The organism is Erwinia sp. S43, from assembly GCF_016624745.1.
Taxonomy (GTDB): Bacteria; Pseudomonadota; Gammaproteobacteria; order Enterobacterales; family Enterobacteriaceae; genus Erwinia; species Erwinia coffeiphila.
The window spans coordinates 236,401-258,808 of sequence record NZ_JACVTX010000003.1 but is presented as its reverse complement, the minus strand read 5'-3'; the positions used below and the strand labels follow the sequence as shown (position 1 = coordinate 258,808).

23 protein-coding genes are annotated in these 22,408 nt (G+C 52.4%); 22 read left to right on the top strand and 1 reads right to left on the bottom strand.

Features of this window, described 5'->3' with window-relative positions:
* Positions 1-23: 23 nt before the first annotated feature.
* The 20 genes from IBT47_RS05400 (at position 24) to yjbE (ending at position 19,162) form a co-directional block, all read left to right on the top strand.
* Positions 24-1,412: a DUF2213 domain-containing protein gene (locus tag IBT47_RS05400; RefSeq protein WP_200559690.1), complete on the top strand. Its 1,389-nt coding sequence runs from the start codon at positions 24-26 to the stop codon at positions 1,410-1,412.
* A 3-nt stretch (positions 1,413-1,415) separates the two neighbouring features.
* On the top strand, positions 1,416-1,859 hold the full coding sequence (locus IBT47_RS05395) for a hypothetical protein (RefSeq protein WP_200559689.1): 444 nt from the start codon (positions 1,416-1,418) through the stop codon (positions 1,857-1,859).
* 9 nt (positions 1,860-1,868) lie between these two features.
* Positions 1,869-2,948 (top strand): major capsid protein, encoded by a 1,080-nt coding sequence (locus IBT47_RS05390; protein ID WP_200559688.1) that lies wholly within the window; start codon positions 1,869-1,871, stop codon positions 2,946-2,948.
* Between the two features lie 9 nt (positions 2,949-2,957).
* A complete protein-coding gene (locus IBT47_RS05385; protein WP_200559687.1) occupies positions 2,958-3,326 on the top strand; it encodes a hypothetical protein in 369 nt (122 codons plus the stop codon).
* A 2-nt stretch (positions 3,327-3,328) separates the two neighbouring features.
* Positions 3,329-3,703 (top strand): hypothetical protein, encoded by a 375-nt coding sequence (locus IBT47_RS05380; protein ID WP_200559686.1) that lies wholly within the window; start codon positions 3,329-3,331, stop codon positions 3,701-3,703.
* Between the two features lie 96 nt (positions 3,704-3,799).
* Positions 3,800-4,162, top strand: coding sequence for a hypothetical protein (locus tag IBT47_RS05375; RefSeq protein WP_200559685.1), 363 nt, complete (start codon positions 3,800-3,802; stop codon positions 4,160-4,162).
* A gap of 2 nt (positions 4,163-4,164) precedes the next feature.
* Positions 4,165-4,533 carry an HK97 gp10 family phage protein gene (locus tag IBT47_RS05370; RefSeq protein ID WP_200559684.1) on the top strand — a complete coding sequence of 123 codons (369 nt, stop codon included), beginning with the start codon at positions 4,165-4,167 and terminating at the stop codon, positions 4,531-4,533.
* Positions 4,530-4,913 carry a hypothetical protein gene (locus tag IBT47_RS05365; protein WP_200559683.1) on the top strand — a complete coding sequence of 128 codons (384 nt, stop codon included), beginning with the start codon at positions 4,530-4,532 and terminating at the stop codon, positions 4,911-4,913. The genes IBT47_RS05370 and IBT47_RS05365 overlap by 4 nt, the downstream gene beginning before the upstream one ends.
* 58 nt (positions 4,914-4,971) lie before the next feature.
* On the top strand, positions 4,972-5,736 hold the full coding sequence (locus IBT47_RS05360) for an immunoglobulin domain-containing protein (RefSeq protein WP_200559682.1): 765 nt from the start codon (positions 4,972-4,974) through the stop codon (positions 5,734-5,736).
* A 67-nt stretch (positions 5,737-5,803) separates the two neighbouring features.
* Positions 5,804-6,496, top strand: a complete 693-nt coding sequence (locus tag IBT47_RS05355; RefSeq protein ID WP_200559681.1) for a DUF6246 family protein — start codon at positions 5,804-5,806, stop codon at positions 6,494-6,496.
* 209 nt (positions 6,497-6,705) lie between these two features.
* Positions 6,706-6,996: a hypothetical protein gene (locus IBT47_RS05350; protein WP_200559680.1), complete on the top strand. Its 291-nt coding sequence runs from the start codon at positions 6,706-6,708 to the stop codon at positions 6,994-6,996.
* A 100-nt stretch (positions 6,997-7,096) separates the two neighbouring features.
* Complete coding sequence (locus tag IBT47_RS05345) at positions 7,097-7,450, top strand: hypothetical protein (protein ID WP_370569858.1); 354 nt, start codon at positions 7,097-7,099, stop codon at positions 7,448-7,450.
* 62 nt (positions 7,451-7,512) lie between these two features.
* Positions 7,513-11,007: a tape measure protein gene (locus IBT47_RS05340; RefSeq protein ID WP_200559679.1), complete on the top strand. Its 3,495-nt coding sequence runs from the start codon at positions 7,513-7,515 to the stop codon at positions 11,005-11,007.
* A 1-nt stretch (position 11,008) separates the two neighbouring features.
* Positions 11,009-11,479 carry a hypothetical protein gene (locus tag IBT47_RS05335; RefSeq protein WP_200559678.1) on the top strand — a complete coding sequence of 157 codons (471 nt, stop codon included), beginning with the start codon at positions 11,009-11,011 and terminating at the stop codon, positions 11,477-11,479.
* On the top strand, positions 11,479-11,946 hold the full coding sequence (locus IBT47_RS05330; protein WP_200559677.1) for a hypothetical protein: 468 nt from the start codon (positions 11,479-11,481) through the stop codon (positions 11,944-11,946). Before IBT47_RS05335 ends, IBT47_RS05330 begins: the two co-directional genes overlap by 1 nt.
* Positions 11,909-12,328 (top strand): NlpC/P60 family protein, encoded by a 420-nt coding sequence (locus IBT47_RS05325; RefSeq protein WP_234471710.1) that lies wholly within the window; start codon positions 11,909-11,911, stop codon positions 12,326-12,328. The genes IBT47_RS05330 and IBT47_RS05325 overlap by 38 nt, the downstream gene beginning before the upstream one ends.
* A complete protein-coding gene (locus IBT47_RS05320; protein ID WP_200559676.1) occupies positions 12,315-14,774 on the top strand; it encodes a host specificity factor TipJ family phage tail protein in 2,460 nt (819 codons plus the stop codon). The genes IBT47_RS05325 and IBT47_RS05320 overlap by 14 nt, the downstream gene beginning before the upstream one ends.
* 56 nt (positions 14,775-14,830) lie before the next feature.
* Entirely contained in the window at positions 14,831-16,867 is a 2,037-nt protein-coding gene (locus tag IBT47_RS05315; RefSeq protein ID WP_200559675.1) for a right-handed parallel beta-helix repeat-containing protein, read from the top strand.
* 3 nt (positions 16,868-16,870) lie between these two features.
* Positions 16,871-18,226: a hypothetical protein gene (locus tag IBT47_RS05310; RefSeq protein ID WP_200559674.1), complete on the top strand. Its 1,356-nt coding sequence runs from the start codon at positions 16,871-16,873 to the stop codon at positions 18,224-18,226.
* Positions 18,227-18,919: 693 nt separating this feature from the next.
* Entirely contained in the window at positions 18,920-19,162 is a 243-nt protein-coding gene (gene yjbE / locus IBT47_RS05305) for an exopolysaccharide production protein YjbE (protein ID WP_105594275.1), read from the top strand.
* Between the two features lie 530 nt (positions 19,163-19,692).
* Here the strand turns inward: yjbE and IBT47_RS05300 are convergent.
* The gene (locus IBT47_RS05300) at positions 19,693-19,791 is read right to left on the bottom strand and encodes a YoaK family small membrane protein (RefSeq protein ID WP_146114171.1); all 99 of its coding nucleotides are present in this window, start codon (positions 19,789-19,791) and stop codon (positions 19,693-19,695) included.
* Positions 19,792-20,609: 818 nt separating this feature from the next.
* Between IBT47_RS05300 and cutC the strand changes: the two genes are divergently transcribed.
* Both cutC and IBT47_RS05290 read left to right on the top strand, forming a co-directional pair.
* Positions 20,610-21,365: a copper homeostasis protein CutC gene (gene cutC / locus IBT47_RS05295; RefSeq protein WP_200559673.1), complete on the top strand. Its 756-nt coding sequence runs from the start codon at positions 20,610-20,612 to the stop codon at positions 21,363-21,365.
* 212 nt (positions 21,366-21,577) lie between these two features.
* Entirely contained in the window at positions 21,578-22,408 is an 831-nt protein-coding gene (locus tag IBT47_RS05290; protein ID WP_200559672.1) for a hypothetical protein, read from the top strand.

The following is a 22,408-nucleotide window of genomic DNA, read 5'->3' as shown; positions in this document are numbered from 1 at the left end:
ATATCCGCCATTGAGGACACAGCATGAAACGCAACCGCGTTAACGTGCTGTCGGTCGTTAACTCCGCTTCAAACATCACCACTGAAACCATCGACTGCAAGCCACATATTGTGGTTCGCGGCATCACGCCCGTTGTCGACGATATCGTGATGAACCGGAAGTTGTACCCGGCAGCCGAAATAGCAAAAGCCTACAACACGCTCGAGCGTAACCCGATGCCGTTCGGTCACCCGAAAGTCGACGGTAAGCACGTTTCTGCGCGCGATGTCCGGGCTGTCAATAACTACCACGTCGGCGCATGGTTCCAGAACGTGACCCACAACGGCGGGAAGGTGTCGGGCGACATGTACGTCGATCGCCAGTACGCCGAGGGCAGCGAGAAGGGTAAGCGCCTGGTGAACCGTCTTGATGAGATGGCTGCCGGTACCAACGTGGAGCCGATCCACATCTCCACCGGCCTGCTCTATTCAGGCATCGCCGCGAACGGTGAATCGAAGGGCAAAAAGTACAACGAAATCGCCACAAACATGGTATTCGACCACGTAGCCGTGCTGCTGGATGAGCCTGGTGCCGGCACGCCGGACGAGGGCGTTGGTATTTTTGTGAACGCCGATGGAGAGGAACAGGAAATCGAGGTTGTTCGCCTGGCTGATTCTGCTAACTGCACCCGCGATGGCCTGCTGAACAAAACGAAATTCTTCTTCACCAACGCGTCCAATTTTTCATTCGATGATATCCAGCGCGCCATCAGCGACAAGTTGCGCGAAGGCCGCTCAGACGATAACTGGCTTTGGCCTGAAAGCGTCTGGCCAGACAACTTCATCTATCGCGATGCAGCCCGCTATTTCAAACAAAAGTATCTGATCGGCGATGACGGCAAGGCTGTTTTCGTCGGTGAGCCTGTAGAAGTCGTGCGCAAACCCACTGAGTACGAAGTTAAAACCAACGGAGAAGAGAATCCGATGAAAGACCTGATCGTAAACGCGCTACAAGCCGCTGGTAAGCCGACTGAAGGCAAATCCGACGCTGAGCTGATGGACGCATATAACCAGCTGCAAGCCGAAAAGGCCGCTGACAAATCCGAAACCCCTGAACAAAAGGCCGCCCGTGAAAAGGCTGAGAAGGAAGAACGCGATCGAGCGAATAACAGCGCCGAACCTCCTGCTTGGTTTAAACCCTTTGCCGACAAACTGACCACCATTGAAAGTGGCCTGGCGGTTAATGCCGACAAAGAAAATGGCGTAAAACGCGCCGCCGTTAAGGCTAAGTTTGGCCTCGACGATCTGGCCGTTAACGCACTCGACGGCGCTGCCCTCGATGGCCTGTATGCGCAGTGCCCGACTTCGTTCGGCCTGAATGGTGCACACCGCCAGCAGTCCGCCACCAACTCATTCAGCGACATGCCGGAGTAAGTCATGGCTAAAGACGGTAAGCACGTAATTCACGCGGGTGGCATCTTCGCTAACCCGCAACTCCACCGCGAAGGTGCGGCGGCGGCCAGCATGCTGCCCGGCACGGTGGGTACCTTCGTTAACGGTAAGTTCACCGCGGCAGTCGATGGAAAGGCCTCAGCCATCCATTACGTCGCCAACTATGACTATCTGCGCTGCAAAACAGTCGACGATGCGATCGCCGCTGATGACTGGGTGGTCGGCTTCCATCCGACCCCGGGCGTTTTCCTCAACCTGCGTGCTGCTGCCGGCACCTACGGGAAAGGCGACCCGGTAGCCATCGCCAACGGCCGCATCAAGCCGGCCACCACCACCGGCGACACGCCAGACACCGTGTTCGCCTACGTCGAAGAAGATAAAGACCTGACCGCTGCAGCTGGCGATCTGGTTCGAGTCGTGTTCAAGTAAGGAGCGACAATGTTTGTATTCTCAACTCGCCGGGCAACTGAAACCAATAACCTTGAGGTTAATACGGCTCAGTTCCAGGAACTTCAGTTAGCGCGTAACGCCAGCTCGCAGGCCGTTGCCGACTTCATTGCGCGCACCCGAGTGCGTGGTGACGCAGCTAACGCACCTGCACTGGATGCCACCAACGCAGTCGACGATATCCGCCGCCTGTATCGCTCTTACGATCAGACGGTGCTGGCGCAGTTCGAGCCAAACACCGAATTCACCCTTCTTAACGACCTGATGCCGTTGTCCCGATCAGTTCGCCTGGAAGAGTCGGTGTACGAATACGCCCGCACCGGCGGTCGTGGCTGGGCGCACACCTCCATGTCAGGCCAGATCGGCGCAGCGCTGGACGCGAAGAGCTATACCTTCGACGGCACCATGGTGCCAATTCACGACAGCGGCTTTAAGTTCAACTGGCGCGACCCGGTGTTTAACAAGGGATCAGCGCTTTCCTCTTTGGCTGACGCTCAGTCCGGCTCTGTGAACGACGTGCGCCGCCAGTACGTTGACTACATCTGGGACGGTTTCCGCGACAGTGAAGGCAACTTCATTAAGTTCGACAACTACACCTGGAAGGGGGTGCGCGGCGATGAGCGCGTTGCTCACGTGACGCTGACCATCAACTTTGCCACCAGTACCGATCCGGAAGCGATGCGCAAAGCCGCCATCGCACTGCGTGACGTGCTGAAGGTGCAGAACTTCCAGTACGGCCAGCAGACCTGGTATGTCTCGGCGGAAATTATGTCCAACCTGGAGCAGTACTACGACACCACCAACAAAACCCGCACCGTGCTGGAAGAGTTGCTGAAGCTGTCGGGTATCTCGGCGATCAAAGAAGACTCCAAACTTACCGGCAACCAGATCCTGATTGTGCCGCTACAGGCGGGCGTCATCGCGCCAATCGTCGGCCAGGCGTTCGGTACCGTGGCCGATCCGCGTCAGTTCTACAACAGCGATTACGTGTGGCGCACCTGGGGTGCTGCCGGTCTGATGGTCAAGCAGGACATCAACGGCAAATTCTCTGTCATTTACGCATCCAGCTAAGAGGTCACCATGGCACTTGTGAAAATTCTCTCTGCGAATCTGTTCGCGGGTGCCAGTTTCCAGAGACTGGAGGCTGGCGTGGTGTATGACGTTGACGATGCGATCGCCGAAAAGTGGATTGCGCAGGGCAAGGCTGAGAAGACCAGCGAGAAGAAAGGCGAAAAACTTGCCTTTGAGGTCGCAACGCCATCTGCGCTGGTTTCCGCTGATTCATCAGCCCTGCAAACGCAACTCGAAGCGGCGCTGGCGGAAGTGCAGGGGCTGAAGGATGCCGCTGAAACCACGGCCACCGCCCACGCTGAAGCTCTGGATGCCGAGAAGCAGCGCGCTGACGCAGCTGAAGCGGCGCTGGCGGAAGCAACCAAAAAGGCGAAATAACCATGGCAGAGCAGATAAAGGCGGCGCAGGTAAAACAGCAGTTATCTGCGCTGGGTTATACAGTCCCGGACTTCATGATTGATGCCTACCTGTGCAAGCTCGAGGGTATCAACGCGTGCCTGGAGGCCGCTGGTTACGACGATTGCGACCTGATGCTGATCCGTGTGTACGCCGTCACCCTGATGGCGCTAACCGCGTTTGGTCAGCGCATCAAGTCTCAATCGGCACCATCCGGTGCGTCGCGTTCGTTCGACTACAGCGGCGACATCAAAACCATGCGCAATACGCTGGCCGCGCTCGATAAGACCGGCTGCACGTCGGGTCTGCCGATCGACGTTGGCAGCAGCGTTGGCTTTTTCGATGTGGTGGGGGGGTGAGATGTCCGAATCAAAAGACGAGCCTGAAGATAAGCCGGACTGCGAGAAATGTCCGGACTGCCCCGGCTGCCCGGATCAGCATCTGGAGTATCCATTGTGAGCAGCGCAGCCAACTGGAGCTACACCGCGACCGCGACAATCTGGCGGCGCATACGCGATGCTGACGGTAGCGATACCGACGGCGGAGGTCAGCCGTACGGATGGGAAACGCCGATTGCTATTATCTGTGACTACCAGGGCGGGCTCTCTGCGAAGATCGGTGATATTGGCCGGGAAATTGTGGTCAAGAATACGATTTGGACGGAGTACTCAGAGGCCAGACAGGGTGATTACATCCTGATCGGGGCATCATCAGCATCAGAACCGCCTGAAGAGGCCGACGAGATACGGCAGGTGATTCGCTTCGCTGATACGTTCGAGCGACTGGCTGACGATTTTGCACTGATTACCGGAGTCTGATTATGGGCGCTAAAGTTCGCGGCATTCGCGAGGCTAAAGCTAACCTCGACCGCATCATCAAGGACGTGCAGGGGCGCAAGGTGGTGCGTGCGCTGCAGTCAGCGATGCTCATTGGCAGCTCACAGGCGGCGCTTTATACGCCGATTGACACATCAACGCTCATCAACAGCCAGTTCCGGGAAATCACTGCTAACGGCTTCAGAGTGACCGGTCGTGTTGGTTATACGGCGTCTTATGCAGTCTTTGTTCACGATCCGGAAGTGAAACAGAACTTCAGGCGCTCGACCGCGCAGAAAGAGTTCTTAAAGAAAGGCTTCGAAGACACCCGCAGCCTGATCGACGCGGCGGTTAAGAAGGAGCTGAAGCTATGACACCGGCGATGTATATGCGCCTGAAAGACCTGTTTGTCGCCGAAGGGCTCACTGCCGGCTTTAAGGTGCAATGGCGACAATGGCGGGACTCAGGCAAAGATGCCGATCAGTTCATCGTATTCCGGCCATCGGGCGGTACCGATATTGCCTACGACCTCGGCGGCGACTGGTATGTGATGGTTGATGTTATCGCGTCCAAATCGAATCCTGACGCCGCAGATTCAGCGGTTAACGCCATTGTCGCCTATATCAGCACACAGGCTGAAGCCGACGAGTGTGTCGGTGCGCTCAGTCTCGTTGGCAGTATCCCGTCAGCAATACCCACTGAGGAGGGCCGGTTAGTTACCCGGCTGCTCGTCTCATGCACATACGGCGAATAATCGCCAGAATCACCCATCAGGCTGCCATCTGGCGGCCTTTTTTATTTGAGAGGTACACATGCAGGGCTGCCAGAATGACACCGGTAAGCTGATCGGGAAAACAGCGGTACTCCGCATGGCTTATGGCTGTGCTGATACTGTTCCGGCTCTTTCCGAATGGAAGCGCCTGGGCGCGCTAACCACGAAAGGTTTTGACTACTCCATGAATACCGTCACCTCTGAGGCTGACGATACGAAAGGTCTGGTTGAGAACCTGGTCAACAATATGGACTTCACTATTTCTGGTGAAGGTGAGTTCCGCAAGAAGGACAAAGGAACCGAAGTTGGTGCCATCGCTATGTCGAAATACATTTTCGATGAAGTGCAGGCTGGCCGACAGCCGACCCTCTGGGTCCGTTTCGACTTTGTTGGTGAAGAAGCCGGCACCTACATCATGGGTTATTTCAACACCACCTCATGGTCTGGTGACTTCGGAACATCCGACATTTCAACCTTCTCCGGTGAGTGGAAAGTTGCCGATGCGGACACCGTCGTGTTTGAGGTGGCAGGCCCGGCGCTGGCGTTCACCACGAACCTGACGGCAACCAAAAGCGTTGCGGCCGGATCGGCTCTGAATATGCCAGTGGCGGTGGCGGGCGGTACGGCGCCTTATACTTACGTCTGGAAGAAAGACGGAGCGGTTATCAGCGGACAAACGACGGCCACGTTTAACAAGGCCAGTGCTGTGTCTGGCGATGCCGGCGTTTACACCTGCGAAGTCACCGACTCTTCAGCTTCAACGGTAAAAATCACTTCAGCTGCGTGCACTGTCACCATCAGCTAACGGCCCGATACCGCGTGAGCAGTACAAAGGGCGTTCCGGCGCCCTTGATACTGTTTATGGAGCAACTATGACCCCCATTAAAGAATTAGGTGAATGCGTTATCGGTACCGATGATCGGGAATTCTTTTTCCGGCCATCATTCCTCAATATGGCGCGTATCGGTGAACCTGCTGAAATCGTTCAGGTGTTCTATGATCTGTGCAACGATGAGGTCACGCCATTACTTCATCGTGCCGCCCAGACCTATATCCGCGACGATTACAGCCGCCTGCCTGACTACGTGCTGCGTTATATCCAGAGCGGGTTACTAACCCGTAAGGCCATCATGGCAGCGCATACAGTGCTTACTGCATGCTGCGACGATGATATCGGGGAGCTGATTGGATGGATGAAGCCGGGAAAAACCCGTAAACGCGGTTTTGTCTGGCGCCCCGGCAGCATGCCACCAGAGAACATGGTAATCGTGGCGCAAAACCTGATGATGCACGGCGTCGTCGGCAAAGCGAAGGTGCGCAAATTACAGCGCCATGAATCGAACGAGACTACGTCTGAATTCCGCGCAGCCGACTACATCATGGCGGCCCGTAACCATTTTGGCATCAGCAGGGAAGAGGCGGAAAACCTGACGATGACTGAGTTTGCCATGATGATTAACGTCAAATACCCGAACCAGAAAGGTTTTACCCGGGAAGAGTACGACGAGGTCATGAATGAAGACGATCGCCGCTGGCAGGCAATGATGGCGCAGGAACAGGGCTGACGTCGGATGATATTTTTGCTCGCAAATCGAAAATGAGAGCGAAAACAAGTGAAAAAAATACAGCTAGCGAATAGTGATGACGTCAGTTAATCTCCAATGATTCCTAAAGGGTTCCAAAAAAAAATCACATTTAGATATGATTTAACTGAGAATTATAAGGAATTGGTTGCTTTTTCTTTGGTTTTTCTGATAATTTTCGGAGATTTTTTTTGAAAATCACCAATAAACACTACGGGAACCTGATGCTCTCAACCGATCTTGAGATGGCCGGTCTACTATCGGGTGATCTTATAGTCTCTTATGGTTGTACAGCACTTGTTAGTGGGATTGTAGCCGGAAGAATCTTTGTTGAGTCTGGAGGAAGACTTTTACTTAATGGCTCAGCTTTGAATGGGATTACTAACAGAGGTGGTATTGTAGAAATATATGGTGTTGTGGATGGTGGAATCGAAGAAATTTCTGGTGAAACAGTGATTAGTTCGCGAGCTGTTGTACGCTAGCAATTTGATGATTTGTTCAGGTGCTCGGAAATGAGCATGCTTCCCATTGCGCCGGTTCCCCGCTACGATTTAGTGACTTGTTACTAATGGGGATAGGGATGTGAAGAGGGCTTTACTTTTAATTTTGGCTGCGGGTGCCTTGCATGCGTTTCCTGCAATGGCGCAAGAAAAATTTACTCCAAAGTTTATGGATGTACCATCAGATAGCAAGGCAACTTATTTGATTCTGGATAAGTACGAGGACAATCACTTTAAAATAATTGTGACTAAAAGAGAGGGAACCTCTGGTGTTAGTTATTCGAAAAGAATGTACGACTGTTCAGCATCCGAGGTTAGATACTTAGGTACGGGAGATTCGCTCGCTGAGCTGAAATTATCCAATCCAGACCCTAAAATGTCGCCTATACAGCCCAATTCGATAGCGTATTATGTAGGCTTAGAAGCTTGCAAATAACTACACAATATTAAAAATCAACCTCGCTCCTGCGGGGTTTTTTTATGCCCGGAGAAAAGTAAATGCCAGAGAACGCAGGCGGAATATATTATGACATCGAAATGGATGTGCGCGGATTACTGACTGCACAACAACGTGTCAATCAGCGGCTTGATCTGATGGAGCGCGGCTTCGACAGTACCACACGAGCTGTAAATGATACAGAGCGGTCAATGACCAGTCTGACAGGCGTTGCCGTAGCATTGTCCGCCGCGCTCTCTGTTAGGCAGGTTTCTGAATACGCTGATGCTTGGGCTACCGTAAATAACAAATTAGCCAACTCGCTGCGTCCGAATGAACAGCTCGCGGAAGTGACTGAGCGCGTATTTAACATTACACAGCAGACGCGCGGTAGTTTAGATGCCACCGCTTCACTGTATGCACGCCTGGAAAGGGCTACCCGGCAGTATGGAACAAGTGCCGGCGACCTGAGCAAGCTGACGACGATCATCAATCAGGGCTTTGTGGTTTCAGGGGCAACGGCGCAAGAGGCGGAAAACGCAATAATTCAGCTGTCTCAAGGCCTGGCGTCCGGCGCTCTGCGCGGTGAGGAATTTAACTCAGTAAATGAGCAGGGTAACCGCCTGATAGTAGCGCTTGCAGACTCCATGGGAGTCAGTATTGGTGAAATGCGTAATATGGCTGCGCAGGGCAAGCTGACGACAGATGTGGTGGTGAATGGCCTCCTTTCGCAGGGGGCGGTGATCGGCAAAGAGTTCGCCAATACCACCACTACCATCAGCCAGGCGCTTCAAGTCGCTGGTAACAATGTCACTAAATTCTTTGGTGAAAATTCCACCGTAAAGACCAGCGCGGGTATTTTCAATGATGCAGTCGTTACCGCCAGCGAAAACATCGGAGTTCTGGGTGGTGTTTTAACTGCGGTGGTTGCCATCATGGGAAGTCGCTACGTAGCCGCATTAACTATGGCAGGCACTGCTCAAGCTAAGAAAGCAAGAGACACTTTTTCCGCTATGTTGGCGACACGTGCCTCTGCCAGGGAGGAAGCAGCGGCAGCAAAAATTACAGCAACGAAAGCAAAGTTGGATAGAGATGCCGCAGATTCGGCCCTGCGCTTTGCACAGGCCGAATTGGTCGTGGCTCGCGGAACGAATGCAGAGTCTACAGCTTTGGCTAACGTTATTCGTCTTCGAGGCATCTATGTAGCCTCCGCAGCAGAGGCTGCGGTGGCAAACAATGCGCTTGCTGCATCCCAAGCGAGAGTAGCGGCAACGGGCCTAACCTGGGTTAATGCTTGGAAAGCCTTAAACTTATTAACAGCCCCACTGGGTGGGTTGGTAGGTGCGCTAACTTTAGCCGCTGCTGCAACATTTTATTTTTATCAAAAAGCACAGCAAGCAAAACAAGAAGCATTAGATTTCGCTGAAGGTTTAGATCGACTAAACGACGCAATGAAATCCATGAGTAACACTCAGCTACGAGGGACGATTGCCGATTCAAATGAGTCTATTCGCGCTCAAAAAGAAGAGATCGGAAGCCTTGAAAAAGATATTGCTGATCTACAGTCACGCTATGAAAAAATAGGGCCGGAGGCCGAAGAAGCAGCGAGAAGATTCGGAAATTTAGAAACTTATCTACGGACTTCAGCTGAAGTAACTGACAATCTGAATAAAAAAACTCGCGATTTGGCTGAAGCACGTGAAAAGCTGGCCAGAACAGAAAATACACAGGCAGAAGCTAACCGATTGCTTACCAACAATATGCAGGCTTCCATGGGTATGCATGATGGATTAATCGAAAAAGGAACTACCCTTGAGCGCGTGCAAGGCGCTGTAGCCAAGGCATTCGGCTTGACCGCTGACGAAATTAACCGAGCCAATCAAGCTGGGCAGAACTTCAAACCGACATCCTTGCAGATATCTCCGGCCACAAAAGAAGGGGCCAAATACATAGAGCACCTGGAAGAGCAAAACAAGCTTCTGAAGATTCAGGATGAGCGCCAAAGGGCAGTGACACAAGCCAAGCTTGAAGCCGAAAAAACAACCAGCAACTCAAATCAGATCGCAGATGCACAAAGGCTTGCTGGAGAAAACTTTGACCTTAAAAAGGCAGAGGAAGAAAGGCGCAAAGAGCAGAAGAGAGGTGAGCAGCAGGACAAAAAATCCGTATCGTCAGCTGAGTCGGTGGCGCAGAAACTGGCCAGCCTGCAGCAGCAAGCAGCTCTGACCGCTGATTCAACGCAGGAGCTTACCCGTGCACAGGCCATCCAGCGCGCTGGCGAGTCACTGGGAAAAACAGCAACGTCGGAGCAGGTTAAGCAGGCGCAGGACTACGCTGCCGCCATCTGGGATACAGCAGCTGCCATCAAGGCGCGCAATGCCATTCCTGAGCTTAAAGAAAACGCCGACTATACCGCGCAGAAATCGCAGCTGGAGATGCTGAAGAGTGCCACGGATGCCAACGGCAAACTGCTCATCAGTCAGGAGCAGTACAGCGCCGCTTCTGAACAACTGGAGCAGGAGCACCAGGTACGCCTGTCGAAAATCCGGGCTCAACAGGTGAGTGCCAACCCGATAGCAGAGGCGCGGGGAGAAATTGATCCGGTTCAGGCGCTGGCGAACCAGAACAACCAGAAACTTGCCCTCATGCAGCAGTATCAGCAGCAGGAGCAGGCGATGCTCCAGCAGAGTTATCAGCAGGGTAAAATTACTTACGACCAGTTCATTGCTGCAAAATCAGATACCGATGCTCAGTATCTGGCGCTGCGCACAGCTCAGGAGGCCCAGTTTAATCAGCAGATGACCGCAGCGCAGTGGGAGCTGCTCAGTCAGCAGGGGTTAGGCTACAACATGCTGACGAGCGCGGTGGACTCTTTCGCCGGCAACGCATCGAATGCACTGACGGGCCTGCTAACCGGCACCATGTCTGCGCAGGAAGCTATGCGCTCTCTCGGCAACACCATTCTCAACAGCGTGCTCAACTCTATCGTGCAAACCGGCGTCGAAATGCTGAAAAACTTCATCATTTCTCAAACGCTCGGCGCGGCCACGCAAGCAGCTAATGCTGCGGCTGCAGTTGCTGGCGGGGCTGCCGCGCTTGCGGCCTGGACTCCTGCAGCGATCGCAGCATCTATCGCAACCGCAGGTACAGCATCAGCAACAGGCTTGACCGCTTATCAGACGGCGCAGACTGCCGGGCTGGCAATGAGCGTTTTGGGTGCGCGCAAAAACGGCGGTCCGGTATCAGCTGGTGGTCTGTATCAGGTAGGCGAAGGCGGCAGGCCTGAAATCTACCAGGCCAGCAACGGCAGCCAGTACATGATCCCCGGCGATAACGGGAAGGTGCTCAGCAATAAGGACATCAGCGGTGGCGGGGGGATCACCATCATCAACCAGATTGAGAACTACTCCAGCGGCGCGATGGTGGATACTCAGGCCAGCAGCGACGGTAACGGCAACGTAACCATCCAGACTATTGTCACCGACATCGCAAACGGCGGCCAGATAGGCCAGGCCATCTCTAATTACCACAACGCCCCGCGCAGGGCTCGAGGATGATATGGCTATTCCATACCCCGACTGGCTGCCGCTGGCGCAGAAGTCCAACAAAAACCCGAAGACGGACACCGGATTTCGCACCGATCAGCCGCAGGTCGGCGCGCCAATCTTTCAGAAGCTGACCGACGATCTGAAAACCTCGTTCTCCCTGACGTGGATTTTCACCGAGTACCAGCACCGGGTGTTCATGCAGTGGCTGCGCCGCCCGGACTATCTCGACAACGGCAACCAGTGGTTCACGATGCGAGTTGGTACCGGAACGGGAGACGCCGGGATTGAGGTGCTGGAGCTGCATTTCACCGCGTATCCGGCGTGGAGCCAGAGCGGCTCGGTGTACACCTGGTCCGGTGACGTTATCTGCCGGCAGTTGCCGAACGCCGACGACGACTACGGCGACCTGATGATCGAGCTGCCGCCACCGTGGGGCAGCATTCTGGACGAAGTCATTACCGAAATAATCCCGGAGGCATAATGCCAACACTGCGCGAAATCAGAGCGCAGAGGCCCAATCGCATTCAGTACGAAACCATCACCTTTCATCACTCAACGTTCGGGTATGTGCGCCTGGTCAATAACCAGATTTTCGCCAAGCAACTGGGCGGCACCACGTTCGAGCCATGTCGGTTCGAGCTGACGGAAAGCCAGCAGAGCAATACCCCCGTAATCGACAGCACCCTGAAATTTAGTCGGCTGGCCAGCGACTTTAAGCAGAAGCTCAAAGCGTGGCGCGGCTATTCCCGCATCATGCCGATAACCGCCACGTTTGCGCTGTACGACGCGGATCAGGTGACGCTGCTGAAATCGTGGGTGCTTTACGTGAGTGACTGCAATCTTGATGAGTCTGATGTGAACGTGTCTCTGTCGATGACCAACCCTCTCAACAAAAACGTAGGGCTTCTCTATGACCCAGCTGAATGGCCCGGATTGGTTAACGGGTAGTGACTTCGCCCGGTCGATGATCGGTGTGCCCTGGGCTAACCGGGCGTGCTCATTGCAGGCGTGCGACTGCTGGGGGCTGGTGGTGCTGTACTACCGGCATGTGGCCGGTGTGGAGATTCACCACTCGCCGGGCTACGAAGCGGCCAGCGAATTTATCAGTTGTTTCGCTGATGAGGTGGTGTTCTGGCAGCCGGTACCGGCGCCGCAGGAGGGCGGCATATTCATCGGCTACGACGGCAATCAGCAGGCGCACGTCGGTTTAATCATCGATGGTAGGGCGCTGCACAGCCGCGGTGAAAATGGCGCAGTGCGCAGCGATCGTCTTTCCGCTGTCGAGAAGGTTTTCACGAAACTGGAGTACATGATTTATGCCGGTAATTGAACTGCAGCGGGTACCTGGCACACCGAAGGAGCGGATCGACGTTCCCGCCGGTACCGAGCTGGCCGACTGGCTGCTGAGTGCCGACATTCACGCGGATGTGGTGGTCGTGGTGAATGGCCGCGAACTGGAGCTGGACGATGAGGTGGGATTTGCGCTGGTAGATAGCGATCGGGTGCAGGTGTTCGATCAGCCAAAGGGCGTGATCGGGAAAGTGCTCAGCCCGGTGTTTAAGGTCATCTCCAAAATCTTCTCCTTTCTCGCGCCGAAGTCATCGTTTTCGGTCGCTGATAACAACGCGAAGGAAAGCCCGAACAATAAGCTGACCGGACAGACTAACGTGGCGCGCACGTACCAGGCGCGGCCAGACGTTTACGGCCAGGTGCGTTCGTACCCGGACCTGATTCAGGAATCGATGTTCGAGTTTATCGACAACGTGAAATACGTCACCGAATGGATGAATTTCGGGATCGGGCGTTACACCGTGGACAGCGTGCGCTACTCCGAGTCGAACCTCGGTTCGCTGGCCGGTGCCAGCTACCAGGTGTTTCAGCCGGGCCAGGTGATACCGGTTATTTACGAGGGGTTCGAGTTCGACGACGTGGACGGGCAGGAGCTTCCCGGACCGAATGAGAGCGAGGATTTTCCGGCTTACACCGCCACCGCTACGACCGTTATCTCCGGCGAGCTGGCTGGTGGTGAGATTGCGATGCGGATCCTCAAACAGGACGAATTCGATTACTTCTACAGCTTGGCATTCCCGCATGCGGTGACGTTCTTCCTCAACGTGACCTACAACACGGCCAGCGGCAGCGTGACGAGGGATGTGACGCTGAATGCTAACCTGTTCAACGCGACGCTGACCGACGACGGCGAGTTTGTGGATCCGGAGCGCTATTACACCTTCTATTTCGACGCGCTCAGCGGTGGAGATGCGCAGGATATCCCGGCTGATGCGACGATCAACACCACGAAATTTGTTCTGAACGACAACCAGCCGCTGGTTATCGGCCCGTTCTTCGCGCCGCTCGAGGGCGATCAGTTGTGGGTGCATTTTCAGGCCCAGCTCGGCAATGACAACTGGGCGAACTATACCGGCACCATCTGGAAAATTGACGATGACAATAACCAGATACCCGGCACCGTTCAGACCTTCAGCGGCGGCCTGTCGAACAGCAGCGGCGGCAGCGACACGTTGTACCGCACCGACAAAATAACGCCGGTAGCGGGTTATGGCCGCTATGCGGTGCAGATTGTCCGCACGAACAACAGCAACGACACAAGCGTGCTGCAGCTGTCTGAGGTCCACTCTGTACGCATCAGAACCAATGAGGTTCATCCGGACGATACCCTGGTGCGCGTCACTATCCGGGCGACAGAGCAGGCTACCGGCGTTCGCGAACGCAAATACAACGCGCTGATCACACGTCACACCATCAGCTACAACATGGACACGCGGCAGGTTGATTACACGCTGCGACCGTCCCGCTCGTTTGCCGATGCGCTGGCGCACGAGTGGCTGGTGATCGGCAAAGAGTCACCCGGCACTATCGATCTTTACGGACTTTATGAAATAGCCGCCAGCCTTCCGGATCAGCGCCTGGGTTATTTCGATTACACCTTTGACGACGAGGATCTTTCGCTGGGCAGCAGGGCGCAGAGCATCTGTGATGCGGCCAGAATCATCGCGTTCTGGGAAGATGGCGTGTTGTCGTTCGTGCGCGATGAGCGCGTGCTTTATCCGGCCACGACATTCAACCGATCGAACATGACCTCAGACGAGTACAAAATCACGTACGAAATGACCATGCCCGGCGGCTATGACGGCGTGGAAATTGAGTATGTCAGCCCGGTAACGAACAAAAAGACGTATATCCGCTACCGGATCACCGCTACCGGCATTACTGAGCAGGCCGCTGATTCGCCGCTGAAGATTAAGCTGCTTGGCTGCCGTAATGAGTACCAGGCGCGCGACAGGGCGCTGCTGGAAGTGAACCGGCTCGTCTACTCCCGCGGGAAGATGACCTGCACCACTCTGGCCGACGGGCAGTATGTTTCTGTCGGTGATGTTGTGCAGGTGCCGGACACGTACGACGTCAATCAGCAGTCCGGATACATCGTGAAGCGCACCGGCAATAACTTCGATACCAGCGAGGCTATCGACTTCGCCGGCGCGATGTTTGTCACGGTCACCGACAGCCTGGGAAGGACTTCAGCGCGCTACCCGGTAACGTCTCGGGCGGATACGCGTTTCGGCTTCACCGCGGCTCTGCCGGCCATCGCACTGAATATCTGGGACGGATACGAGGTTCAGTCGCCGTCGCGCTATGTCATCGCCACTCAGGAGGAAATGGACGCCACTCTGTGGCGTGTCGATGAGAAGAAGCCAAACAGAGACGGAACGACCGCTTTCACGCTGTCCGAGTACAGCGATCTGATTTATCCCTAACAGCTTTCATCTACCAACAACCCGGCCACCGCGCCGGGTTTTTTATTGGAATAATTATGGCGACCATCCCGACTAATAACCCGGTTCCAAGCGAATCACCTGCTGATCTAAAGTTCAATGCCGGAAAGTTAGATGAATTTAATACGTCAGATGCCGAGACGTATGCAGATCGAAAAGGGCGAGTGAGAAAAACCCAGGCGGGTATTCAGAAAGAGAATGATCGGATAGTCGAAAATACCCGTCAGAATCTTATCCCTCTCAGCCGTCAGTATATGACGCTGGCGGCTGCGCAGGCGGATATCGCCAGTATCCCTGCAGGTTCAACCACATTTGTCAGAAGCCCGGACGATACAGCGCTGGCGCTTGAGTACATCAACGATGGCGGTACGTTAAAACCAACGGGGCGCAAGATGCCCTCGCAGGAAAGTCTGGATATCGTCAGCGCGTATTATCAAATCTTCGAGAAATACTTCTCTCAGAACGGCAGCGGTAATCTGTACGAGTGGTATGACAAAGAGCAGGAAAATTTAGTTGCGTTTATGGACTCAGCCGGTCAGTTCTTTCTTCCCGGTTTTGATAATAAGCCAGTGCAGTCACTGAAGGGTGATGTTGATAACGTAAAAAAAGTGATTAACGGTAATGATGCACCGGCAATACTTTCGCTAAATGATGCTCAAAACGGGCTCATGGGGTTTATGGACGACGCTGGTGGCTACCATCTGCCAGGTATGGGTAACGAGACTCTGCAGAAATATGTTCAGGACACGCGTAAGCGTGTTGACCGCATGTACCGATCACGCCATGCCTACAACGCTGTAACAGATTTTGCCATTGATAATAATGGCCTTGTTGACTGTCAGCCAGCAGCGCAGGCCGCAATTAACTTTGTCTCATCCCTTCCGGGTGGTGGGTCCATTTATTTCCCCAGAGGAGTGTATCGCCTCCACAAAGACCTGGTGCCGAAAAGCAATGTCACCATCATCATGCCGCATTCAGGTGCGCGCTTTCTGCCCATAAATAAGGCGGGAGGCTTCACAAAACCCTGGGGAGACAAAAGCTATATTGAGAATGCGCATTTCATAGACGTGGAGATAGACGGTTCAGAACACAGTGTTTACAGCCATGCCATCAAAGGATACTACATCCAGTATTTCAGGCACTGCCTGTGGCTGCGTGGCTATGTGCATGACACCTCCGCCACAGGAGTTGGCATCGACTTCCCGGACGGCTCATTCATCCTCGACCTGGTGACCGAAAACTGCGGGCGACTGGCTACGCTGGGCCGTGCGGGTTCATCGGGTATCGGCATTGGTACCGGCGTCCTTCAGAACGAACCACTCATCATCAGCCGGACAATCAACAGGAGAAACAAGAATTTCGGCATTTTCTTCGAACAACAGCACGATGACGCTGCGCAGTATCAGTCACGCCAGATTATTGTCTCTGAGAGCATCATGACAGGGAACGGCATGGGGTTCGGAGATTGCGGAATTGGCGGGCTGACGCTGACAGGCTGCCAGATAAACGACAATCTCAATGAGGGCGTACTGATGTCATCAGGAACGCTGACGGTTAATGACGGGCGACCTCAGCCGGGTAACGACGGGATTATTGCAAACTGCCAGATACTACGAAACGGAAGTCACGGTATAAACTATTCAGCGCTTCGTACCATGACGGCAGGAGGATACTCATTCACTGGTAACCATATATCAGGAAATGCAGGTAACGGCGTCAATCTGGAAGCGAAATCAGACTATACGATCCCTGACATGAATATTGCCGACAATACGATGAAAGAAAATACCGGTCATGCGATTGCTGTTGCATCGGGGGCATGGACAGACCTCGATATCACCGGAAACCGCGCGCTCAGAAATGGCGGAAATATCAGGGTGGACGGGGACATTGCCGACGCTTCGATCGGCGGAAATAAATTGCGTTCAAAGAATGCCGCTCCGGCAATCAGTGGGCCAGGTGCGCTGAATAAAATTGATATAGCTGAAAATCAGTATATCGGAACATCCATTAAGCCGGTGGACCTGACCGGCATTCAAAATAACGTTACTTACGGACGCAACCCGGGGTTTTAATTTATGGCCATTACACTTATTTCGAACCAGACCTTTAAAGGTGATATATCATCCCTGCCAACACCCTCCGCGCCAATGCCTGCAAACGCGGTTATTTATGCCGATTTCATTAATGGTCTTTTCATCGACACTCTCAATGGGCAGGTTAACCGGACCACTGACCTGACGACCCGCGTGGATGCTGCGCGATCAACACCGGCTAACTTTATTGACGAAAGCGGTGTGCTGACTGAGGCTTCTGCTAATGTCGGCATTATTGACCGTCACCCGCATACGCTGAAAAAACTGGGGATGCGGGTAGAACGTGCCAGCATCAACTATCTTACAGCCCCTCTGGATTTCACGCAGGCGGCATGGGCGAAAACCGGGATTAATGCAGCCCTGAATGCCGGTTACTGGTACATCCTGACAGAGAGCGCAGCGTCTTCCGGTCACTTCATCCGGGATACCACAACCACGCTGACGACATCTGATGCTAATGTCATCAGCGTTTATATTAAACCAGGGACGGCAACAACCGTTCAGCTCGCCGTCAGTGCAGGTGGAGCTGACTGCTATGCTAATTTTGATGTAGCTAATGGCGTACTCCTGAAAATGGGGGGCGGTGTCGCAACGGCTAATATTGAACCCGGATTTGACGGCAGCTGGCGTTGCTCTCTGGCACTCAATTCGCCATCAGCGGCTGTCGGTGATATCCGCATCGGATTTATCAGCAGCAATAGTGATGCGATGACACCATCATACCCGGGAACAGGCCGCACACTGATGGCCGCTGTTGCTCAGGCAGAGCGTTCATTTGTCGCGCCGACAAGCCCGGTTACCGTTGCTGTGAAGAGTCGTTCAGCAGACCGTAATACGCTGCTTCCTGATATTCCCATCGCCAGCAGGCAGGACTTTTCACTGTTTATATCAGGTATTTTGCCGGGGTCTCCTCGCGGGGATCTGAGCGGTAACAACCTTGTCACTCTGTATAACGAAACGGCAAACGAATATATCTGCCTGGGGCAGGGCTGGCGTAACGGCGGATACCCGTACTCACCTGTGGCAACACATAATATTGGTGGTGGTGGGGCTGTTGGCATCACAGGGTCGGGTTATGGCCAGTACAGGGCATGGGGGCTGATGCTTACGGTAAAAGCAGGTGTTGTGAAAGTTATCTGCACCGGTGATGAATACCGGGTACAAACCCTGATTTCATCTGCAACAAAAGGTTTTGAACGCATACTCCTTGGGCGGGGGCTGACAGGTTCGACTCCCACACCTGCAGGGCACTGGGGCGGTTTTATTTCGAAACTGGCGTTTTTTGACAAAGCGCTGAGTGATACGGAAATGGTCAGCCAGTTCTCCGCTTTGTCGTAAGTGTTGATCCCTCCCGGATTGATAAGCACTGTATTCATATACAGTCAAGATCTAACGGGAGGGCACCATGGGCCGCTACTACGGAATACTCATCGCATTCAGAAACATCATCCTTCCTGAGCCAGGTGCCCACTTTCGCACTAACCTATTTTATAGGGCAGGTCGGGCCCAGTTTTTAAGGTTAAATGAAAGATTAGTGATGTTGGTTCGAACTTTATTACTCACCCTTCTCGCGAATGGTCATAAATATCTGAAAATAAATTACTAACATAACTAGCCAAATCAAGTCACTGTGTAGAGCATTAACTATTGTTTATTGGCAAAATATTAATTTATAATTCATTTTCTTAGCTAAAGGTTTCGATGATAATTGGACTTTACTGGAAATTATAGAATTTTATTGATTAAGAGTTTCTGGTTTTTTGTTTTCAAAGGCTGTTGATAATGTTAAGCAAGTTTGGAAGTAACCGCAAAAAATCATTTCAATAACACTAATGAAATCATGGGTTTTTACGAAGAGGTGGTTTAGTCGCGACGTGATACATTAAAACGCAATTCCAACTCCAAAAATACGAATGTTGTGCTATCCAAAAAAATACCATTGAAATATAAAATTCATGTGCTAAATTATCTTTGCACTTTCCTGGATGGAATGTTTGGTCTTTAAGTATTGAGTAATTGAGAGGCAGATTCATGAAGGCAAAAATTGCAGTATTTTTGGTACTGTCTTCACTTGCTGCTGGTGTGCAAGCTGCACCGGTAGAAGGTGGGGCAGCTGGTGAGGGTGCTTTCGGACTCTCACAAGGTGCTACTGATGCGATCGGTGTTGGTGCTGTAGCTGCACTGGCTGGTATTGCTATTGGCGCTGCTGGTAGCGGTGGTAATGGTTCTAATACCGGTACTTCCACAACTACCACCACATCAACTTCTCGTTGATCTTCTTGGCCTGAGACGTGTTGTACAGGCCACTTTCCTACGTCGCGAATTAACTTAAGATGTTTTTGCATAAGTTGTCGTGAACCTGGGCTTATGCATATTATTTTCAATAAACTCCTTGATAGCATTCAGTTCCCCTTTGAATTCTCCCCCCCTGCGTTCTTTGATTCACTCTCAACTGAGCCTACTAATTTCCATAAAAAAAAGCCCGCATAAGTACGGGCAGTAAAAGGCTAATAAAGCAAAGGAATTAGAGGAGAGTGACGCATGGCGTCAAATTAAAGAATAGTATAAATCAATAAATGTGTAATAATCTGGCAAGAAAAAATTAAATCGATAACATCAATTATTTCAATCAATTTTTTTACAAAAAAGCCCGCGTTACTCGGGCATAAATTTGACAATAAAAAAATAAGGGGTCCATATCAGCTAAAAGCTGAGATGGCATCATACATCCACATCAGCCTGATGGCACAGTGGATTTATAAAAATATTTAATGAAATTCAATTTAGTCTTTGGCTGTCTTTCACTAAGCACCAGGCATCCAGGCTCCGCTGGCTATAAACCAAATAAGAAGAATTATCCCGGCAATCCCACAAGCAGCAGGAAATAAGTATCCAATTTTCATAGCTATCTCTTTTTCGATTTACCCTTGTAAAAAACTCTATCAAATCTTGCATAAATTCCTATGCAACAGATACTTAACAAAGTCACACCTATCGCGTAAAGCCAGTCATAAAGATCCATTTTTTCACCAACTATGCTTATGAATTGAACATCCCTGTTGTGAATGCTCCAGTTTTATCAGCCCTGATGCTGATTTGTTTGCTTTACTTAACTACATGAAAATACTGATTTTGTTGTTTTTTTTGTAAGCGTAGATAAGTGCCAGAAATAACTGGTATTAATGTTTTACAATTTACCAAACCCCTGTGTCAACCGTGGAAATCGTGCCGAGCTTGATCCGACAATCTCTTATGATGGTTGATACGCTCATGATGGCCGGCTTGAGCCAGCAAATGGCGCATACTTGCAGTTCATTTCAAAACTATATGACCTGCTAGCAGGTATGCATGAACAACTTCAGTCCTTGGTGTCAAAGTTCAATACAAAGCCTGGCCCCAAGGTTCAGCACTTTGAGCACCTACACAAGGCAGCAGAAGTTTTAGAGGTCGTGAGCTTTTTCGTTCAACGATGTGACTACCTTCGAGTTTCATAAGCATTAACTAACATGAAGTGTGAGTTGGGCCGAGGTGTGACAAATTTGTGCCAGAGGGCTGACACAAAACGTCATAAAATGGTTGAAGGAGTGGCGCTTACATTTCGCAGGCTGGCTATTGTAGCGGGTTGACGGGTTGTTAAGGTGTGCTCATTTTTATCACTAATCAGACTAGAGATCTGTCTGTGAATAAACAACCAGCCAGCAGTAATTAACAGGAGAATGGAATGCAAAAACTGGAAGTATGCTGCTATGGGGTGGATTGCGCACGGGTGGCGGAGCAAGCCGGTGCCGATCGAATTGAGCTTTGCGCCTCACCTGCTGAAGGCGGATTAACGCCGTCTGCGGGAACACTGATGGCCGCCAGAGAGCACGTGTCCATACCGGTTCATCCGATCGTCCGTCCGCGGAGTGGGGATTTTTGTTACAGCGTCACCGAATTTGAGCAAATCAAGTCGGATATCGCTTTTGTTCGTGAGCTGGGATTCCCCGGCGTAGTGGTTGGCCTTTTAGACCTGGATGGCCATATCGATCTGCCGCGTATGTTGCAATTAATGCCTTTATGCGCCGGCATGGAGGTGACCTTCCATAGGGCATTCGATCTCTGCCACAGCCCGCTGATGGCGCTGGAACAGCTAACGGATTTGGGTGTGGCGAGGATACTGACTTCTGGTCAGCAGCAGAGTGCCGAAAGTGGATTACCGTTATTAAGGGAACTAACTCGTATTACTCGCGGTCCAAAAATTATGGCGGGTGCGGGGGTGCGCTTAAGCAATCTCCAGAAGTTTATTGATGCGGGTATTACGGAATTGCACAGCTCCGCAAGCCAGCGAATTTCATCTCCAATGCGCTACCGTAAGGCCGGAGTCTCCATGTGTTCCGAGGCTGAAAACGATGAGTTTAGCCGTAGCGTGGTTGACGGGGACGTGGTGGAAGCCATGAAAAGCGTTATTACTCTGGGTTCACCAATACGAGTCGCCTGATGAGAAAAGATTTTGCCGCGCAGCACGCCGAACCCTGACGTGATGTTTGCAAGTACCAGACCCCAGCATGATTTGTTGGGGTTTTTTTTGCCGTTTAAGCATCATGGCAATGCCGACATAAGGCGGTTGCTTATACACTTATCCCTATGGATTTTCAGACTGTTGCGAGAGTCGTGATGAGAACGAGGAAAACGAGCTGTGTCCTGGTCTTAATGTCAGGTTTACTGGTTATTCAAACGGCCGCTGCGGCGACAAACAAAGCGAAAGTTCAGCCTCCCCGCTGCGCGGTTAATCAGCAGCAGATCAACGATAACAATAATCTGCTGCTGCTGGGCGGTACTGCAAAAGGGCCGATGAAGCAGTTTATTGTTGGTGAGTTCGGTAAAGATGTCGATCAGCAAAAGCGCATGCTGGGAAAGTTTGATCGCTGCGGCGTGCTGACTCAGGCCGATATCAGCTACGACAAGCAGGACGCCAAGACCCGATTTAAGCTCGACATGAAAATTGAACGGGTCAGCGTTGGCTGGCAGGCGCGCTACGAAATTACCGTTTTCGCACTGCGTGATGATGCCGAAGCGGTACTGCACCATAAACAGGGCACCACGCTCTATTTTGCCGGGCGTAACGGCAGTATTACCAGCGCATCCGAGCAGTTTGTTATGCAGGGGGAGGAGGGCTTCACGGAGACCGTGAACGATTACGACCGCCGCAATCGGCTGATCCGCAGCGTTGCCCGTGGCTCAGACAACACCAGCAACGGCGAATATTTCTATCGCTGGAATGATAAAAACCAGCTGCTGTCCTCAGGATCGGAGCGCAGCACGATTCAGTGGAATTATGATAAGCAGGGCCGTGAGCTGGGGGTCAATATCCGCGAATATAACCCGTTCAGCGCCACGACAACGCAGGACGAATGCCAGCTGTGGGACGAGCGTGGAAACTGCACGTTGAGCTATTCACGGGAGATGGAAGTGTCGGCGGTGGGCATGTTCCGGCGCAATATTGCCGCCGCCAGCCGTTATGAATACTGGGACCAGCCGTAG

Bases quoted from the DNA above. Each gene is read 5' to 3' on its own strand.
- IBT47_RS05400 (WP_200559690.1), top strand. From the start codon at position 24: ATGAAACGCAACCGCGTTAACGTGCTGTCGGTCGTTAACTCCGCTTCA.
- IBT47_RS05395 (WP_200559689.1), top strand. From the start codon at position 1,416: ATGGCTAAAGACGGTAAGCACGTAATTCACGCGGGTGGCATCTTCGCT.
- IBT47_RS05390 (WP_200559688.1), top strand. From the start codon at position 1,869: ATGTTTGTATTCTCAACTCGCCGGGCAACTGAAACCAATAACCTTGAG.
- IBT47_RS05385 (WP_200559687.1), top strand. From the start codon at position 2,958: ATGGCACTTGTGAAAATTCTCTCTGCGAATCTGTTCGCGGGTGCCAGT.
- IBT47_RS05380 (WP_200559686.1), top strand. From the start codon at position 3,329: ATGGCAGAGCAGATAAAGGCGGCGCAGGTAAAACAGCAGTTATCTGCG.
- IBT47_RS05370 (WP_200559684.1), top strand. From the start codon at position 4,165: ATGGGCGCTAAAGTTCGCGGCATTCGCGAGGCTAAAGCTAACCTCGAC.
- IBT47_RS05365 (WP_200559683.1), top strand. From the start codon at position 4,530: ATGACACCGGCGATGTATATGCGCCTGAAAGACCTGTTTGTCGCCGAA.
- IBT47_RS05360 (WP_200559682.1), top strand. From the start codon at position 4,972: ATGCAGGGCTGCCAGAATGACACCGGTAAGCTGATCGGGAAAACAGCG.
- IBT47_RS05355 (WP_200559681.1), top strand. From the start codon at position 5,804: ATGACCCCCATTAAAGAATTAGGTGAATGCGTTATCGGTACCGATGAT.
- IBT47_RS05340 (WP_200559679.1), top strand. From the start codon at position 7,513: ATGCCAGAGAACGCAGGCGGAATATATTATGACATCGAAATGGATGTG.
- IBT47_RS05335 (WP_200559678.1), top strand. From the start codon at position 11,009: ATGGCTATTCCATACCCCGACTGGCTGCCGCTGGCGCAGAAGTCCAAC.
- IBT47_RS05330 (WP_200559677.1), top strand. From the start codon at position 11,479: ATGCCAACACTGCGCGAAATCAGAGCGCAGAGGCCCAATCGCATTCAG.
- IBT47_RS05325 (WP_234471710.1), top strand. From the start codon at position 11,909: ATGACCCAGCTGAATGGCCCGGATTGGTTAACGGGTAGTGACTTCGCC.
- IBT47_RS05320 (WP_200559676.1), top strand. From the start codon at position 12,315: ATGCCGGTAATTGAACTGCAGCGGGTACCTGGCACACCGAAGGAGCGG.
- IBT47_RS05315 (WP_200559675.1), top strand. From the start codon at position 14,831: ATGGCGACCATCCCGACTAATAACCCGGTTCCAAGCGAATCACCTGCT.
- IBT47_RS05310 (WP_200559674.1), top strand. From the start codon at position 16,871: ATGGCCATTACACTTATTTCGAACCAGACCTTTAAAGGTGATATATCA.
- yjbE (WP_105594275.1), top strand. From the start codon at position 18,920: ATGAAGGCAAAAATTGCAGTATTTTTGGTACTGTCTTCACTTGCTGCT.
- IBT47_RS05300 (WP_146114171.1), bottom strand. From the start codon at position 19,791: ATGAAAATTGGATACTTATTTCCTGCTGCTTGTGGGATTGCCGGGATA.
- cutC (WP_200559673.1), top strand. From the start codon at position 20,610: ATGCAAAAACTGGAAGTATGCTGCTATGGGGTGGATTGCGCACGGGTG.
- IBT47_RS05290 (WP_200559672.1), top strand. From the start codon at position 21,578: ATGTCAGGTTTACTGGTTATTCAAACGGCCGCTGCGGCGACAAACAAA.